This window comes from Streptomyces ambofaciens ATCC 23877 (assembly GCF_001267885.1).
Lineage (GTDB): Bacteria > Actinomycetota > Actinomycetes > Streptomycetales > Streptomycetaceae > Streptomyces > Streptomyces ambofaciens.
Genome location: NZ_CP012382.1, coordinates 634,045 through 650,788 on the forward strand (window position 1 = coordinate 634,045; position 16,744 = coordinate 650,788).

General features: G+C 72.2%; 16 protein-coding genes. 10 read left to right on the forward strand and 6 right to left on the reverse strand.

Annotated elements, in window-relative coordinates:
- Nucleotides 1-84 precede the first annotated feature (84 nt).
- Nucleotides 85-1,395 carry an ABC transporter substrate-binding protein gene (locus SAM23877_RS02840; protein ID WP_053126576.1) on the reverse strand — a complete coding sequence of 437 codons (1,311 nt, stop codon included), beginning with the start codon at nucleotides 1,393-1,395 and terminating at the stop codon, nucleotides 85-87.
- A gap of 311 nt (nucleotides 1,396-1,706) precedes the next feature.
- Here SAM23877_RS02840 and SAM23877_RS02845 point away from each other — a divergent pair, with 311 nt between their 5' ends.
- Entirely contained in the window at nucleotides 1,707-2,720 is a 1,014-nt protein-coding gene (locus SAM23877_RS02845; RefSeq protein ID WP_053126578.1) for a LacI family DNA-binding transcriptional regulator, read from the forward strand.
- Between the two features lie 412 nt (nucleotides 2,721-3,132).
- On the opposite strand, the gene SAM23877_RS02850 is transcribed toward SAM23877_RS02845, so the two are convergent.
- Complete coding sequence (locus SAM23877_RS02850; protein WP_425314748.1) at nucleotides 3,133-3,750, reverse strand: GNAT family N-acetyltransferase; 618 nt, start codon at nucleotides 3,748-3,750, stop codon at nucleotides 3,133-3,135.
- Between the two features lie 155 nt (nucleotides 3,751-3,905).
- Here SAM23877_RS02850 and SAM23877_RS02855 point away from each other — a divergent pair, with 155 nt between their 5' ends.
- Nucleotides 3,906-4,466, forward strand: coding sequence for a GNAT family N-acetyltransferase (locus tag SAM23877_RS02855; RefSeq protein ID WP_053126582.1), 561 nt, complete (start codon nucleotides 3,906-3,908; stop codon nucleotides 4,464-4,466).
- Nucleotides 4,467-4,491: 25 nt separating this feature from the next.
- On the opposite strand, the gene SAM23877_RS02860 is transcribed toward SAM23877_RS02855, so the two are convergent.
- The 4 genes from SAM23877_RS02860 to SAM23877_RS02875 all read right to left on the reverse strand — a co-directional run bounded on the left by SAM23877_RS02860 (nucleotide 4,492) and on the right by SAM23877_RS02875 (nucleotide 9,478).
- The gene (locus tag SAM23877_RS02860) at nucleotides 4,492-5,262 is read right to left on the reverse strand and encodes a class I SAM-dependent methyltransferase (RefSeq protein WP_053126584.1); all 771 of its coding nucleotides are present in this window, start codon (nucleotides 5,260-5,262) and stop codon (nucleotides 4,492-4,494) included.
- A gap of 93 nt (nucleotides 5,263-5,355) precedes the next feature.
- On the reverse strand, nucleotides 5,356-6,651 hold the full coding sequence (locus tag SAM23877_RS02865) for an aminotransferase class V-fold PLP-dependent enzyme (RefSeq protein WP_079029984.1): 1,296 nt from the start codon (nucleotides 6,649-6,651) through the stop codon (nucleotides 5,356-5,358).
- Nucleotides 6,648-7,985, reverse strand: coding sequence for a pyridoxal-phosphate dependent enzyme (locus SAM23877_RS02870; RefSeq protein WP_053126586.1), 1,338 nt, complete (start codon nucleotides 7,983-7,985; stop codon nucleotides 6,648-6,650). Before SAM23877_RS02870 ends, SAM23877_RS02865 begins: the two co-directional genes overlap by 4 nt.
- A complete protein-coding gene (locus SAM23877_RS02875) occupies nucleotides 7,982-9,478 on the reverse strand; it encodes a Y4yA family PLP-dependent enzyme (RefSeq protein ID WP_244902908.1) in 1,497 nt (498 codons plus the stop codon). The genes SAM23877_RS02870 and SAM23877_RS02875 overlap by 4 nt, the downstream gene beginning before the upstream one ends.
- A 369-nt stretch (nucleotides 9,479-9,847) precedes the next feature.
- Between SAM23877_RS02875 and SAM23877_RS02880 the strand changes: the two genes are divergently transcribed.
- The 8 genes from SAM23877_RS02880 (at nucleotide 9,848) to SAM23877_RS02910 (ending at nucleotide 16,732) form a co-directional block, all read left to right on the forward strand.
- Entirely contained in the window at nucleotides 9,848-10,051 is a 204-nt protein-coding gene (locus SAM23877_RS02880; protein ID WP_053126590.1) for a hypothetical protein, read from the forward strand.
- Between the two features lie 227 nt (nucleotides 10,052-10,278).
- Nucleotides 10,279-11,142 carry a glycerophosphodiester phosphodiesterase gene (locus SAM23877_RS02885; RefSeq protein WP_053126592.1) on the forward strand — a complete coding sequence of 288 codons (864 nt, stop codon included), beginning with the start codon at nucleotides 10,279-10,281 and terminating at the stop codon, nucleotides 11,140-11,142.
- Nucleotides 11,143-11,199: 57 nt separating this feature from the next.
- Nucleotides 11,200-11,415, forward strand: a complete 216-nt coding sequence (locus SAM23877_RS02890) for a hypothetical protein (protein WP_053126594.1) — start codon at nucleotides 11,200-11,202, stop codon at nucleotides 11,413-11,415.
- A gap of 165 nt (nucleotides 11,416-11,580) precedes the next feature.
- On the forward strand, nucleotides 11,581-13,632 hold the full coding sequence (locus tag SAM23877_RS02895) for a SpoIIE family protein phosphatase (protein WP_483316141.1): 2,052 nt from the start codon (nucleotides 11,581-11,583) through the stop codon (nucleotides 13,630-13,632).
- A 94-nt stretch (nucleotides 13,633-13,726) separates the two neighbouring features.
- Complete coding sequence (locus SAM23877_RS02900) at nucleotides 13,727-14,398, forward strand: CBS domain-containing protein (protein ID WP_053126597.1); 672 nt, start codon at nucleotides 13,727-13,729, stop codon at nucleotides 14,396-14,398.
- 32 nt (nucleotides 14,399-14,430) lie between these two features.
- Complete coding sequence (locus SAM23877_RS39615) at nucleotides 14,431-14,583, forward strand: hypothetical protein (RefSeq protein WP_159041976.1); 153 nt, start codon at nucleotides 14,431-14,433, stop codon at nucleotides 14,581-14,583.
- A 239-nt stretch (nucleotides 14,584-14,822) separates the two neighbouring features.
- Nucleotides 14,823-16,061, forward strand: coding sequence for a sensor histidine kinase (locus SAM23877_RS02905; protein WP_079029985.1), 1,239 nt, complete (start codon nucleotides 14,823-14,825; stop codon nucleotides 16,059-16,061).
- Nucleotides 16,058-16,732 (forward strand): response regulator, encoded by a 675-nt coding sequence (locus SAM23877_RS02910; RefSeq protein WP_053126599.1) that lies wholly within the window; start codon nucleotides 16,058-16,060, stop codon nucleotides 16,730-16,732. Before SAM23877_RS02905 ends, SAM23877_RS02910 begins: the two co-directional genes overlap by 4 nt.
- Nucleotides 16,733-16,744: the final 12 nt, after the last annotated feature.

Consider the following 16,744-nt stretch of genomic DNA (forward strand, 5'->3'; position numbering starts at 1 on the left):
TTCCTGAGAGCGGGTGTCTGAGCGGGGCCCCGGGCCCGCCGGCGGGACTGCCGGCGGGCCCGGACGGCCACGGTGGGCGGAAGGTCAGCCGACGGCCTTCTCGATGCGCTCCGCGGTGGTCTGCCACGCCTCGTCACGCGCGGTGCCCTGCTGCTCGATCAGGGTCAGGCCCTGGGAGAAGGTGTCCTTGATCGTGCCGTCCTTGCGGCCGAGGACCTGCTTGTCCGGGATCTCCTGGGCCGCGGCGCCGAAGATCTGGCCGATCGGGGCGTTGCTGAAGTACGCCGACTTGGCGTTCTTCACGTCGGCGTTGTCCAGCGCCGTGCGCGAGGACGGGATGTTGCCGATCTCCTTGAAGATGTGCGCCTGCTGCTCCGGTGCGGTCAGCCAGGCGACGAGCTTCTGGGCCTCCGCCTTCACCGGGCTCTTCTCCACCACACCGAGGAAGGAGCCACCCCAGTTGGCTCCCTTCGGGGCCCTGGCGACGTCCCACTTGCCCTTGTTCGGTTCACCGGCCTTCTCGCTGATGTGGCTGAGCATCCACGCCGGGCACACGGCGGTGGCGAACGTGCCGTTGGCCAGGCCCGGGTCCCAACCCGGCTGGAACTGACGGAGCTTGGCGCTCAGGCCGTCCTCCGCCGCGTCGGCGGCGAGGTTCCAGGCCTCCTTGACGGCGGGGTTCTTGTCGTAGATCAGCTCACCCTTGTCGTTGTAGTACTGCTCGGGGTAGCCGTAGACCATGGCGTTGAACAGACCGCTGGCCGCGTCCATGTAGGCCACGTCGCCGCCCTTGAAGCCCTTCTTGAAGGTGCGGCCCACCTCGACGTACTTCTTCCAGTCGCCCGCCCAGAGCTTGGCGACCTCCTCGCGGTCGGTGGGCAGACCGGCCTTCTCGAAGTAGTCCTTGCGGTAGCAGACGGCCATCGGGCCGATGTCGGTGCCCAGGCCCAGCACCTTGCCGTCCTCGGTGCTGATCTGGGACTCCTTCCAGGGCAGGAAGTGGTCGGTGCCGGCCGTCTTCGAGAAGTCCGCGAACTTGTCCGCCTGGGTCTCCGTGATCTCCTTGGCCCGGCCGATCTCTATGCCCTGGATGTCCTTCAGGCCCTTGCCCGCGGCGAGCCTGGTCTGCAGCGCGGTGTAGTACGTCTGCTCGTCACCGGCGATCTCGGCCTTGATGTCGACATCGGGATTCTCCTTCTCGTACTGCTCGAGAAGGCCCGTCTCCTTGATGCCCATCACGCCGTACAGGCCCATGGTGATGGTGGTCTTGCCGTCCTTCTTGCCACCGCCGGTGGCCGAGTCGTCGCCGCTGCTGCAGCCGACGACCAGTGTCAGCGCGCCGACGGCCGCAGCCGTGGCCACCGCCTTCCTGCGCAACGAACCGAGAGTGCCCATGGATCTCCTCCTAGCGACGGCGCTGACACATCGGAGCGACGAGTTCTGCGATGGCTACAGCGATGACTACAGCGGCTCTGAACGGGGTGGGAACGTGCCCAATTTTGGTGGGCACGTTCCCACCGGCGCATCGAAGACTCGTGGGAGCGGGCCCATCTGTCAATGACTTGAACGCAAGTTGCCGGTGAACTTCGGTCCCGGTGCGGGTTTCCGGAGCTTCGGGGGTGCTGTGCCTACGGCAGTGTCTGCAAGAATTGCCGCAGGTCACCTCCGCGGTAGGTTCGTCGCCGCGGCCGCCGAGGGGGGATTGCATGACCGGCAACCGCCGTCCCACGATCAAAACGGTCGCCGCCCGCGCCGGCGTGGGCCGCACCACGGTCTCCCGTGTCGTCAACGGCTCCGACCTGGTCAGCGCCGACGCACGCGCCCGGGTCCTTGCGGCGATCAAGGAACTCAACTACGTTCCCAACTCGGTCGCCCGCGGCCTGGTGACCAACCGCACCGATGCCGTGGCCCTGGTGATCCCGGAATCGGAGAGCCGGCTCGGCTCGGAGCCGTTCTTCGCCGCACTGATCCGGGGCGTCAGCGGCGCCCTCGCCGAGAGCCGCACCCAGTTGCAGCTGATGCTCGTCCGCGATCAGGCCGAGCGGGACCAGTTGACCGACTCGGTGGCGGCCCGCCGGGTGGACGGCGTCCTGCTGGTCTCGGTGCACTCCGAGGACCGGCTGCCGGGGATGCTGGAGGAGATGGGCCTGCCCACCGTGCTGGCCGGCCGCCGCGACGCGGGCGAGCGGCTGAGCTACGTCAACGCCGACAACGCCGGGGGGGCCGGCGCGGCGGTCCGGCACCTGCTCGACCGCGGGCGCAGGAGGATCGCGACGATCACCGGCCCGCTCGACATGGACGTGGGCCGCAGCCGGCTCGCCGGCTGGCGCACCGCGCACGAGGAGGCGGGGGTGCCCGCGCGGGAGAACCTGGTCGAGGCGGGCGACTTCACCGAGGAGGGGGGCAGGAGGGCCATGCGTTCGCTTCTTGAACGTGCCCCGGATCTGGATGCCGTGTTCGCCGCCTCCGACCTCACCGCGGTCGGCGCCCTGGCCGAACTTCGCCGGTGGAAACGGCAGGTTCCCGGGGATGTCGCCGTCGTCGGCTTCGAGGACTCCGTCCTCGCCCGGCACACCGACCCGCCGTTGACGACGGTGCGTCAGCCGGTGGAGGAACTGGGCCGGTCCATGGCCCGGATCCTCACCGACATCACGCGCCAGGGCGCACCACGGCAGCAGCTGACGCTGCCGACGGAGCTGGTGGTGCGGGAGTCGTCCTGACCCGGACCACCCGTCGCGTGGTCGGGTCCGCCGGGGGCCTGCGCCCCGGCGCCCGGCGCAGCGTGTCGTCCGGGGCGTCCCCTGCTCGCGCACCCACGGACGCGCCCTGCCTACTTCGCCGGCCACACGCTGGCGTCGCGCGTCGCCGGTGCGAACGTCGCCGGGCCGGGGCCCCAGCGGGTCGGGCGGGCCGAAGGGACGGGGGCGGGGAGGCCGTCGCACGCCGCAGGCCACGCTTCTCCGTCATGCGGCGGAACAGCTCTTACTCCTCGCGGAGCCGGCGTACGTCACCGGTGCCCTGCCCGGAGTCCCTCGCGACGACCGCCGTCGTGAGACCGACCACCGCCCCGGCCGACCGACTCGGTGCCTGGCCGGTGCGTCACCGCCAGGTGAACCCGGTGGTCCGCGCCGTCTACGGCAGCCGGTCCCGGACGTCTGCCCCGGAAAGGGGTTCGCGTCGCATGGCCCACAGGAGCGGCCCGCCTCCCGGCAGCGGGAACTTCTCGCGCACGGTGAATCCGAAGTGCTCGTAGAAGGGGAGGTTGGCCGACTTGGAGGACTCCAGACAGACCGGCAGGCTCGCCGCGTCGGCCCGGGCCAGCCCTGAGCGGAGCAGCGCGGCGCCGTGTCCCCCGCCCTGTGCGGCCGGGTCGGCGCCGATCACCGCCAGGTACCAGTGCGGTTCCCGCGGTGTGTGCTCGGCCGCGGCCTCGACGGCGTCGCGGAACAGCGGTGCCCGGTCGCCGAGGATGTCCTGGAGTTCCCGGACGGTCCCGGCGTCCGGGACCGCCTGGGCCTGCGGCGGCACCCAGAAGGCCGCCGCCGAGTCGGTCCGTTCGCACACCCCGTGGTGGGCGTACTGCCGGGTGAGGAGCGTGGTGAAGTAGCGGCCCAGCGACTTCTCCCGCGAGGAGTCGTCGGGGAAGAACCAGCGCATCATCGGGTCGTCGTCGAAGGCACGGGCCAGGGTCCGGCCGATCAGGGCCGCGTCGTCGACCGTCGCCGTCCTCGGGGTACTCGTTATGGCCATGCTGATCATTCTGCACTTCGATGATCTCCGTCCGCGCGTGGGCCTCCTGCTCCTCCACCGCACGGGGTCGAGAGCCTGAGGACTCTCCCGCGCGGGCCGGGGGATCTTCTCACCCGTGGGCCCGTGGGCCCGTGGCGCCTGGCAGACTGGCGGGCGTGACAGCGCACGAGACACCGCACGCGCCCGCGTTCGCGCAGATCACCCGGCCCGAGGACGCGACCGGGGCGGTACGGCGGGATCTCGGGGAGTGCTGGGCGGCGGTGATCAACGCCGGGGGCGCGGTCATCCCCATGGGGTGCCCTCTGCCTCCGGTGTCCCCGGAGGCGGTCGACCCGGCGTTGGACGCGATCGTCCAGAGGCTCGCACCCCGGCGCGGCCGGCTCCTGCTGGCCACCGTCGAGGGCACGTTGGCGGGCTGGGTGCTGCTGAGCCGCGAGCCGCATCCTCTCGAGGCGCACTGCGGGACGGTCAACCACCTGCAGACCCATGTCCGGTTCCGGCGGCGAGGAGTGGGAGCCGCCCTGATGCGCCGGCTGCCGGACATCGCCCGCGACGAGATGGGCATGGAGAGACTCCGGCTCACCGCGCGGGCCGGTCTGGGGCTCGAGGACTTCTACGGCCGGGTGGGCTGGACCGAGGTCGGCCGGTGGCCGGGCGCCCTGCGGGTGGCTCCCGGTGACGACCGTGACGAGATCCTGATGAGTCTCGCCCTCTGATCCCGGCCTCCGTGGGCGGCCGGGATCAGTCGCCCTTGAGCGCCACGAGCACGGCACTGTCGCCGAACTGCCAGACCGGTACGACATGACGGAACCCCGCCCTGCGCAGCAGTTCCGCATGGCGGTCCGCCGACAGGTCCGCACCGCCCGCACCGCCCGCGCGCGCGGCACGGCGCTGCGCACGCTCGGCGACCAGGTCGGCCAGTTCGGGGTCGCGGGCCGCAGCGGTCCACCACGCCTGCCAGTCCTCGTGGGCGTGGCCGCCGGTCCGCTCGGCGCGACGGCGGCCCACGTGCGCGGTGACGCCCGAACAGGACCGCTCGGCCGGCGGGAAGTGGTCCCCGTTGACGAGCACCCCACCGGGGCACAGCAGCGCGGCGAGACGGCGGTACGTGTCCAGGAGCACCGGCTCGGGAAGGTAGTGCAGCGCCGTGGTGGAGACGGCGGCGTCCAGGGGGCGTCGCAGCCCCAGGGCATCGGTCCAGCCGTCGGCGCCGATCACGGTGTCGACGTACCGGGCGGCGTTCGCGTGGTGGGTCCGGCCCAGTTCCAGCAGCAGGGGGTCCATGTCGGCGGCGACGATCTCCGCGTCCGGCAGGCGCTCGGCGAGCCTGGCGGCCAGGGAACCGGGGCCGCAGCCCAGGTCGAGCAGGAGCGGTCGCGGGCGACCGGCCGTGACGTGCTCGACGACGTCCGTGATCACCGTGAACCGCTCCTCGCGGTCCACGGCGTAGCGCTGCTGCTGCCGCTCCCAGCGTTCCACCCACGCCTTGGCCACCGCCATGCTGATGCCCATCTGGTCGCGCCACCTCTCCCGTGTCTCACCCGTCGTGGATGCGACCGAATCTACAAGGTGGAAACGGTTATCACTTGCCGTACGGCTCGTGGTTCACGCCAATGAGGTGAGGACGGCGAGCAGGCGGTCGATCTCCTCGGCCGTGTTGTAGACGTGCAGGCTGACGCGCACCGACCCGTCCTCGGCGGTGGCGCCGGCCTGGCAGAGGCTGTCCGCCCGCACCATGAATCCGTGGCTGTACAGGATGAACCCCAGGTCGTCGGAGGGGATGTCCTGGTGCCGGAAGGTGACGATGCCGTGGCGGCGCTGGGCGTCGGGCAGCGCGGAGTCGGCGGCCAGGCTGGCCGGGCAGCCGAGGATCTCGTACGGGTCGAGACGGCTCAGCCGATCGGTCAGCCGGGTCGTCAGCCCGCCCGTCCAGCGGGCGATCCGGTCCGGGCCGGCCGCGTCGAGCCAGTCGAGTGCCGCCCGCAGCGACACGATGCCCGCCGTGTTGGGCGTGCCCTGCCAGCCCGCGGGCCGGAGCGCGGGGCCTCGCGCGTTGCGCGCCCAGAGGGCTCCCGTGCCGGGCAGGGCCATCGCCTTGTGTCCCGAGAAGACCACGAAGTCGACGTCGAGTCCGGCACCGGCCAGGTCAACGGGCAGGTGGCCGACGCTCTGGGCGGCGTCCACGCAGATCGGCACGTCGGGGCCGACCGCCGCCCGGATGCGGTGCAGGTTCATGTCACCGCCGTAGACGTGGTGCACGTGCGTGGCGGCCACGAACCGGGTCCGCGGACCGACCAGGTCACCGAGGGCGCGGTGGTCGTAGTCCCCCGAGACCGCCTGGTACGGCAGGGCACGCACGTGGACGTCGACGCCGCGTTCGGCCAGCAGCCGCCCGGCCTCCAGCCAAGGGTCGAGATTGGCCCGGTGGTCGGCGAACGGCACGAGGATCTCGTCGCCGTCGGAGAGGTACGGCACGAGCCAGTCGCGGGCGACGGTGCGCAGGCCCTCGGTGGTGCCGCTGGTGAAGTGGACGGTGGAACGGTCCGGTTCCGGGTCGTGGAGGAACTCCTTGACCCGCTCCCGCGCCGCTTCCACCAGCTCCGTCGTGCGGTTGGCCCAAGGATAGGTACCGCGGCCCGCGTTGGCGTTCGAGGTCGTGAGGTAGGTCTGGACGGCGTCCAGTACGGCTCGCGGCTTCTGGGAGGTCGCCGCGCTGTCGAGATACGCCGACTCCGGGTGGGCGGTGACGATGGGGAACTGCTCCCGCAGCTCCCGCTGCCAGGCGGCTTCCCGTCCCGCCTCCCGACGCCGGGCGGCCTCCCTCTCCTCCTGGCGCTGCCGGGCGGCTCCCCGCTCCCTCTCGTCGCCCTCGGTCCCGGCGGGCGGACGGGCCCGGCTCATTCGCGCACCAGCGGTGCGCCCGCGTCCCGCCAGGCGACGATCCCGCCGGCCAGGCTCCGTACCTCGGGGTGTCCCATGCGCGTCAGCAGGGCGGCGTACCGGAGGGACTTCTCGCCGACGGGGCAGGCGAGCAGCACCGGTGTCCGCTTGCCGAAGGGGAGCCCGCCGCGGACGAGTTCCTCGAAGAGCTCGTCCACGATGTTGACCGAACCCTCGATGTGCAGGGCCGCGTACGCGTGCGGGCTGCGCAGGTCGACGACGAGCGGTCCGGGGTCCCCCTCCGCGATCCGACGGCGGGCGGCCTCGACGCCGACCGACAGGGCCTCGGCCCGCACGTCGTCCTCGGTGAGCGACGCGAGCGTGTGCCCGCGCACCGCCCTGCCCAGCAGCTCGGGGCGGCGTGCGCGCACGTAGCTCAGGTAGCTCTCCGCCCGGTCGCACACGATGAACACCGCGGTCTCGCGGCGCCCCGACCCGTCCAACGCCGAGTCGGCGTCCCGCAGGTGACGTACGGCGCCCTGGTAGGCGGCGCCCCCGGTCGGCCCCGACAGGATTCCGCAGCGGCGGACGAGCGTGAGCATCCCGTCGAGGGCCTCGCCGGAGGTGACGGACTCGATGGTGTCGTACGTCGCCGGATCGAACAGGCCGACCTGGTGCACCTCGTCGATGGTGCGGATGCCGGGGATGAAGTCCGACTTGTGGGCGACCAGGCCGAGGACCCGCACGTCGGGGTCGTGCTCGCGCAGCACCCTGGCGACACCGGTCGACGAACCGGCCGTACCCACGCAGGCGACGAACCAGTCCGGCGCCCGCCCGTCCAGGTCCTTGACGATCTCGGGTCCGGTTCCCGCCGCGTGCGCCTCCACGTTGCGCGGGTTGAAGTACTGGTCGGTGTGCAGGTAGGTGCTCCCCGGCTCCGAGAGTGCCTGGTGGAAGTGGGTCAGCGGATCGTCCGTGTCCGTCGGGTCGAGGCATTCGCTGCGCCCCGGGAGCTCCTCGATCTCGGCGCCGAGGAGCAGGAGCAGTTCCTTGATCTCCGGTACGCGCATCCGGTTGGTCACGCTCTTGAACCGCAGCCCGTGCATGCCGGCCAGCAGGGCGAGGGCCTTGGCGGTGTTGCCGCTGGAGAGTTCCACGACCGTCCCCTCCCCCGCGCCCGCGCCCTCGAGATGGGGTCGCGCCATGTGCCAGGCGGGCCGGTCCTTGACGGAGCCGAACGGATTGAGCATCTCCAGCTTCGCGTACAGGTCGATGTTGCGCAGCCCGTGCACGGCGGGGTCGATGCGCACCAGCGGTGTGTTGCCGATGGCCTCCGTGATGCTGTCGTACCTCATACGGGCTTTCCCCCCGGGTGTGTGATCGGCCAGTAGTCCTCGTCCATGCACCAGCGCCAGGAGTCGCCCTCCCCCACCACCGCCACCGTCCGTGCCAGAGGCTGCCGTTGGGCCCGGTGGGCGTGGAAGTCCATCGCGTATCCGGCGGTGTTGACGAAGGCCAGCAGGTCACCGGCGCGGGGCAGCGCGGGGAGGAAGACCAGGCGGCGGGTGATCAGATCGGCCTCCAGGCACAGGTTGCCGACGAGGTGCACTCCGACCGGTCCTTGACCGCCGTCCTCGGGCCCCCCGCGGGGCAGCAGCACGGGATCCACGAGGACGCCGTGCTCCTCCAGGCTCACGTCCCCGGCGTTCATGCCGAGGCGCACCAGGTACTGGTCCGGCCCCTCCCCCGTGGGCCGCACGTCCAGGACCCGTGCCAGGGACAGCCCGCACTGGTCGGCCAGGGCCCGGCCGGGCTCGATGTGGAGGTCGTGCAGGTGCTCCAGGAGGAGCGTGCCCGGCGCCCGGCCCAGCACCGGGGCGGGGAGCGAGAGGAGCTCGTCGAGATAGCCGGGGCCGGCGTGGGGGCGGTGGCCGGGGTACAGCGCGACCGAGCCGCGCACCGTGCCGCCCTCGTTGCGCAGCCCGTAGCCGTGCCCGCGCCAGGTCAGGGGCGGGCGGCCTCCGAGGACCGCCTCGCTGAGCGCGGTCGTCCAGCGCTCCCACTCCTCGGCGTCGGCGACGTAGCCGACGCCGAAGCCACCGCCGATGTCGATGGCGCGCGGCGCCAGGCCCCTGGCCCGGCACTCGTCCATGAGCAGCACGCACCGCTCCAGGGCGCGGCCCTTCTCCGCGAGGCCGGTGGTGTCCAGGTGGTAGGCGAGGCCCGTGAGCGTGACGGCGTCGGCGTGCCGTTCCACGGCGGACAGGACCGTCTCCACCTCACGCACCGGAGTGCCGAACCGGCTGCGGCGGGAGAGCAGTCTGGTGCCCGCTCCCCCGTGGCCGTCGACGGACTCGAATCCGGACAGGCGCACCAGGACGTCGGCCCGGCCGAGTCCGTAGGTGCGCACCAGCTCGGCCAGCTGGTCGAGTTCGCGGAGCGAGTCCAGGTTCACGGTCGCTCCCACGCGGGCGGCCAGCCACAGGAACTCCGGGTCCTTGGGGCCGGTGGCCATGATCCGATCCCCGGTGAAGCCGCATCCCAGGGCGTGCCGCAGTTCCGCCGGCGAGGCGACGTCGACACCTACGTGGGCCGGGTCCTCGGCGGCCAGTCTGCGCAGCAGGGCGCTGGAGCGGTTGGCCTTGTGCGCGAAGTACACCCGTCCGGTGAGGTGATGGCGCCGGTAGACGGCCCGGAAGCGTTCGGCGTTCTCCGCGATGGTCTCAGGGAGCAGTACGTTGAGCGGAGACCCGAGCGCGTCGACGAGCGAGTGCAGGAACGGTGCGGCGCCCAGCAGTGAGGCGAGCGGTGGATCCACCCGCGGCCTCAGATATAAGGGCACATCCACGAAAGACCCCTCCCCGTGTCGAACCGACCATCGGTGCGACAACCGTTCGGGAGTAGTCGTTTCCAGGTACACACGCCGCTAAGCCTCGGGGTCGGTCAGGGGCCGGGAGCCGCCCACCGGCCGCGGCCGGTGCGACCACTGATCACCCCTCGCACGTCACCCGTCACCCGTCACCCGTCACCCGTCACCGAGTGGAACCGTGCGCCGCGCACGCCGTCCCCTCGGCGAGCACGCGCGGCACCCGCTCGCCGGGGACGGCCGCCACCACGACCCCTCGCGTCCGGCGCACACCGCGCCGACGGCCACCCGAGTGGGCCAGCCGGCGGACGCGGAGCGTTTCTCCGCAGACCGTCGTTCGTTAGGGCGGACATGATCAAGAAGCTCGCCTGTGTCTCCGTCATGGCCACCGCGCTCCTCGCGTCCGCTCCCGCCGCCGTGGCCGCTCCCGCGCCCGGCCCGTCCTCCGGCGTCCCCGGTGGACCGCTCCTGGACGGTCTGCTCGGGACCCTCGAAGTGGGCAACCCGGCCACGTCCCCGCAGTCGCTGGTCCCCGAGGGCCTCCTCGGCAGGTGACGCACGGAGCGGCGTCCGACCGCCGGCCGCTCCCCGCATCAGCGCCCCTGACCCCGTCCGCGGACGGGGTCAGGGGCGCTGATGCGCGTAATCAACCCCTTCGGCACCGGATCAGCCGGTTCACCGCTCGGGTCCACTGGCTGATCCCGCCGTCGCCGGCCCGCGGCAGGCTTCCCGTAACCACCGTCCGTCAGCCTCCAGGAAGTCATCGAACGCGGGAGGCTGTAGTGAAGCTTGCGAGCAAGAGGCGTTCCGGTTTCGTGGTGGCGGTGCTGGGCGGTCTGGCCCTGGCACTGACCTCGACGACCGTCCACGCCGACGAACACACCACCCCCACACCCGACGCCATCGCACACCGCGGCTCCTCGGGCATGGCACCCGAGAACACCGCCGCCGCCATCGACCTCGCCGTCCGACAACGCGCCGACCACGTCGAAATCGACGTCCAACGCACCAAAGACGGCAAACTCATCAACTTCCACGACTGCACCATGGAACGCACCACCAACATCGAAGACCGCTACCCCGACCGCCCCCGCTACCGCGTCTCCGACTTCACCTGGAACGAACTACGCACCCTCGACGCCGGATCCTGGTTCCACCCCACCTACACCGGCGAACCCCTCATCACCCTCGACGACGTCATCACCCGCATCAACCACACCCGCACCGGACTCCTCGCCGAACTCAGCCCCTGCACCCACCACACCACCATCGCCACCGACCTCGCCAACCACCTCAAAACCAAACCCCGCTACCTCCAACGCGCCCTCACCCGCAACCAACTCGCCGTCCAGTCCTTCCACACCGACGACGCCCACACCTTCCACACCCAACTCCCCGACATCCCCATCGGCATCCTCAACGCCCAACGCCCCACCGACACCGAACTCCTCCAGCTCAGCCAATGGGCCGACCAGATCAACCCCCAGCACACCGTCACCGACCAGACCCTCGTCGACCGCATCCACCAACTCGGCATGCACATCAACGTCTGGACCGTCGACGAACCCGGCGCCATCCGCAAAATGACCACCCTCGGCGTCGACGGCATCATCACCGACTACCCCCAGACCCTCACCCAGCACTGAACCCACCGCACGGCGTCCCGGCATGCGCGCCGGGGGCACCGGCCGCACGCTGGTGCCATGACGAGTGCGCCGCCGGTGATCGTGTACCCGCCCGACGAGGAGGGCGGGCGGCGGGTCCGCGTGGACGGGGAGCTGCTCGGCCGGGCCTACGGCGTGCAGGACGTCGCCCGTTTCCTGCAGGAGGCGGGCCTGCAGGACTGGGACGAGATGGACGTGGTCCGGTCGGGGTTCATCGAGTGGCGCGGCGGCGGCCCGGACGCGTGGGACCACTGACGGAGCAGCGGTGGGCCCGCCCTCGCATGCCGTCGCCCCGAGACGGGCGTAGTGTCCTCATATGGTTGCTGTTCGGTGCGGTCGGCGGTGCGCGGCCCTGCCGGATCCGGTGAGACGTGCCCGTCGGCCGGCGGACATCTGATGGACACCGCGATGGATGCCGCGATGGATGCCGTAGCGCGCGACAGCGGCGCGTTCGGAGGGATGCTCTACGTGCTTCCCCCGGGCGACGACGCGTTGTGGCTGGTCACGATCGCGGGAGTCCCCCAGGAGATCGCGGTCCCGTGGAGGCGCGTCGCGCCGAACGATCCCACGCCCGTGGCGGACGCCGTGCGGGACCGCCGCCTGGTCTGGGTCGGCGGCAGGGAGGAGATGGCGCGGCAGTACCCGCGGCAGGCACTCGTGCTGCCCTACGACTTCGCGCTGGCCGCCGCCCCGATCACCGCGGGCGGGAGCGTCCGGGGCGGGCTGGTGCTGTTGTGGTCCGGCATGCGGTCGGCGCGCCTGAGCACCGAGGAACAGGACGCCGTCGAGGCCGGCTGCCACCGTCTCGGAGACCTTCTGCGGCAGGCCGCGGACGGCGGCGCCCCGGTGCTGCCCGGGGACCGGCCCCGCACCCTGCGGCCTCCGGCGGGGCGTCTGCCCTCCCCCGGCGAGGCGGCCGCGCTCTCGGGTTTCGTCGACCGGCTGCCGGGCGGGTCCTGCGGCCTGGACGTGAACGGCCGGATCACCTTCATCACCCCGGCCGCGGCCGACCTGGTGGGCGCCGATCCGGCCGACCTGGTGGGTGCGCTGCCCTGGGAGGCGCTGCCCTGGATGGACGTCCCCCAGGTCGAGGACCGCTACCGGGCCGCGCTGGTGAGCCGTCTGCCCCAGGCCTTCACCGTGCTGCGCCCGCCGAAGACGTGGCTGGCCTTCGAGCTGTACCCCGATCCCACGGGCATCAGCGTCCGCATCACGCGGGGCAGTCCGTCCGAGGGGGCGGCCCCGCCGCCGTCCATGCCGACCGCGGGCCCCGGCCGCGCCACCGTGCTGTACCACCTGATGCACCTGGCCTCCACCTTGACCGAGGCCGTCGGGGTGCAGGACGTGATCGCACAGACCGCGGACCAGTTGCTGCCCGCACTGGGCGCGCAGGCCATGGTGCTGATGACCGGCGAGGACGGCCGGCTCAGGATCCTCGGTCACCGGGGCTACCGCACCGAGGTCGTGGCCCGCTTCGACGCCGTCCCCCTGAGCTCGGACGTCCCGGGCGCCGACGTCCTGGCCACGGGCGTCCCGGGCTTCTTCGCCACGTTCGCCGAACTGCGGCACGCCTACCCGGCCACCGTGCACGAGGACGGCATGGCCGCGTGGGCCTTCCTGCCGCTGATCGCGTCCGGCCGCCCCATCGGTTCGCTCCTCCTCGCCTTCGAACGCCCCCACGTCTTCCCGCCCGGCGAGCGGGCCGCCCTCACCTCGCTGGCGGGGCTGGTCGGGCAGGCTCTGGACCGGGCCCGTCTGTACGACGCCAAACACCACCTCGCCCATCGCCTGCAGTCCGCGCTGCTGCCGCACACCCTCCCCCACGTGCCCGGCCTGAGGGTCGCCGCCCGCTACCTCCCGGCCGCCCGGGGCCTGAACGTCGGCGGCGACTTCTACGACCTCATCCGGCTGGACGAGCACACGGTCGGCGCCACCATCGGCGACGTACAGGGCCACAACGTGGACGCCGCGGCCCTCATGGGGCAGGTCCGCACCGCCGTCCACGCCCACGCCACCGTGGGCGCCTCCCCCGACGACGTCCTGGCCCGCACCAACCGCCTGCTCACCGACCTGGATCCGGGCCTGTTCACCAGCTGTGTCTACGTCCACCTGGACCTCGCCACGCGCCGCGCCTGCCTGGCCACCGCCGGACACCCCCCGCCCCTCCTGCGCCATGCCGACGGACGCATCCAGCTCCTGCCCGTGCCGCCCGGTCTCCTGCTCGGCATCGAACCGGACACCCTCTACCCGGCGCTGGAGTTCGCCCTGCCCCTCGGCAGCGTGCTCGCCCTCTACACCGACGGGCTCGTGGAAGCCCCCGGGGTCGACCTCGACGACGCCACCGCGGCCCTCGCCGGACTCCTCGAACACGCGGACCCCACCGACCTCGACGCCATGGCCGACACGCTCATCCGGCACTCGCCCACCCCCGGCGACGACATCGCCCTGCTCCTCATCAGTCCCGGCCCGTGAACGCCCGGGCACTCGCACGGCCGACAGATCGTTTCACCTGGCAAGAAGGACGGACACCGGCCGGCAGCGGCCGGCAGCGGAGGAGAGACCCTCGATGAAGCACCAGAAGGTGTGCGATCTGATGAGCGACGCCGTGGTCCGCGTCCAGCGCGGAACACCGTTCAAGGAGATCGCCCACCTGCTGCTGGAGTACGACATCACCGCGGTACCGGTCGTCGACGAGGAGAACCGGCCCGTGGGGGTGGTGTCGGAGGCGGACCTCCTGCAGAAGATGTGGGGTCAGGACCTGGCCGGTCCCCCCGGGCACGGCGACGGACCCCCGTCGGCCGGTGCCAAGGCGTCCGCGACGGACGCGGCCGGTCTGATGACGTCGCCCGCCCTCTGCGCCCGCGAGGACTGGAGCGTCGTCGACGCCGCCCGTGTGATGGCCCGGCACGGGATCAAACGGCTGCTGGTGGTCGACGAGGGCGGACGGCTGATCGGGGTCGTCAGCAGGAGCGACCTGCTCCGCGTCTTCCTGCGCAAGGACCGGGCGATCCGCACCGAGATCATCGAGGAGGCTCTGGTGCAGTCCCTCGGCCTGGCCCCCTCGTCGCTGCAGGTGGACGTGGAGCACGGCCATGTCGTGGTGAGCGGCCGGCTCCCGGGCGAGGTGGCCGTCTCCGAACTGGAAGAGCTCTGCCGGCGCGTCGACGGCGTCGTCGCCGTGGAGTTCAGACCGGCGGGAGAGGCCGGGGCCGAGGACCCGACGACCGCCGGCCGCTGACCCGCCGGTCCTCCGCGCGACGGGCTCCCCGCGTGCGTGCCCGTGCCCGCCTTCCGGTGAGGGAGGCGGGCACCCGGCGGGTGACCTCGTTCCTGGGCGACCATCAGGCGGAGAACTTCCGCACCTCGAAGCGGATCAAGCTCCAGGACACGCACAGCCGCCTTCCGGGCCCCGCCTCCGGCTGAGAACGGCGTACGCTGCCCCGGCCGCTGTCGCAGGGGGGTCCTCACCCACCCCCTACCGTCGTATCCCCTCGACTTGGCCCCCTGGTGTGACGTCCAACTGTCCACCGTCCTCTTACGTTCTCTCCCTCACGACGCCGAGACGGAGGAAGCATGCCCCGCCCGCACCTGAGGCTCGCGCAGCCCATGGTGGCTCACCTTGCGCCTCTTCGACCGCGTCGCGCGCGCCTAGGCTGGTGCGCATGACCCCAGTGGAGGAGGAACGCCCGCACGCGCTGCTCGCGGGAGCCTCGCGCCGGTGGGTGCGGCTGCTGCCGTGGGCCGTGGCGTTCGTGCTGTGCGTCGCCCTGCTGCCCACGACCATCGTGGTCCTCACCGCCGACTACGGCCTGAACGGCGCGGTCGCCGCCGGGCTGGCCGTCGCGCAGGCCGCGCCGCTGCTGCTCGCCGTCCTACGGCCGTTGCAGGCCTGGTACGTGGTCTTCACCGCGGACGTGGCCGGCGCGCTCGTCCTGCTCACCGTCGACTTCCAGGAGCGACTGCTGTGGCCGTTCCCGCCCATGGAGATCGTCGGGTACGTCGGCCTCTGCCTCGCCCTGGGTCTGCGCGAGCCGCGCCGGACGCTGCTGCTGGTGTGGCTGGCCACAGCGGGAGCGAACGTGGCCCTCGGCTTCGCCGCGCCGCACGGTTTCAGCGCCAAGGGCCTGCTGCTCACCATCCTCGGAGGCGTCGCGCTGCTGCTCGGCGGGGTGCTGCGCGAGCGGTCCGAGGTGCAGCGCAGGCTGGTCGAGCAGGAGACGATCAGCGAGGCCGAGCGGGGCCGTCGGACGCTGCTGGAGGAGCGCGCCCGGATCGCCCGCGAGCTGCATGATGTGGTGGCCCACCACATGTCCGTCATCACGGTGCAGGCGGGCACCGCGGAGTACCGCCTCGGCACGCTGCCGCAGGAGGTGCGGGGGGAGTTCACGTCCATCGCGGCGACCGCGCGCGAGTCGCTCGGCGAGATGCGGCGCCTCCTCGGCGTGCTGCGCAACGAGGAGGCACACGGCGAGCTGGTGCCCCAGCCGGGCCTGGCGCAGATCGGGCAGCTGGTGGAGGCGACGGAGCGGGCCCGCGGGCCGGTGGAGTTCACCCCCTGCGACGTCGAGGTGCCCGAGGCGGTCGGCCTGTCCGCGTACCGGATCGTCCAGGAGGCCCTGGCGAACGTCGTGCGGCACGCGCCCGGTGCCCGCACCCAGGTGTCCCTGTCGGTGACGGAGCCCGGTCCGGAGCGGGGCGCGCGGCTCACCCTCCTGGTCGTCAACGGGGCACCGCCGGAGCCGCCCGCCGGGCCCCTCGAATCCAGCGGCACCGGGCACGGCCTTGTCGGCATGCGCGAGCGGGTACGGATCATCGGCGGCACCCTCGACGCGGGTCCGCTCCCGGACGGCGGCTTCCGGGTCGCCGCCCAGCTTCCCCTGACCGAAAGAGACCTGACGTGACAACGCGAGTCATCATCGTCGACGACCAGGCCATGGTGCGGGCCGGCTTCGCCGCGCTGCTGGCCGCCCAGAGCGACATCGACGTGGTGGGGGAGGCCCCCGACGGCGCCAAGGGTGTCGAACTGAGCCGGCGTACCCGTCCGGACGTCGTGCTGATGGACGTCCGGATGCCGGAGATGGACGGCCTGGAGGCGGCGCGCCGCCTCCTGGACCCGCCGGCGGGCGTCACACACCGGCCGCGCGTCCTGATGCTTACCACCTTCGACGTCGACGACTACGTCTACGAGGCGCTCCGGGCGGGCGCGAGCGGGTTCCTGCTCAAGGACGCGCCGCCGGCCGACCTGATCGCGGCGGTCCGGGTGGTGGCCTCGGGCGACGCGCTGCTCGCTCCCTCGGTGACGCGACGCCTCATCGCCGACTTCGCCAAGCAGCGTCCCACCACACGGGGCAGGCCGGCGCTGCGGCTCAAGGGGCTGACGGAACGCGAGACCGAGGTTCTCACCCTGGTCGCCCGCGGTCAGTCCAACACGGAGATCGCCCAGACCCTCGTGCTGGCCGAGCAGACGGTGAAGACGCACGTCAGTCGCGTCCTCACCAAGCTCGACCTGCGCGACCGCGCACAGGCGGTGGTCTTCGCCTACGAGTCGGGGCTGGTGACCCCGGGCGCGTAGGACCGCCCCGCC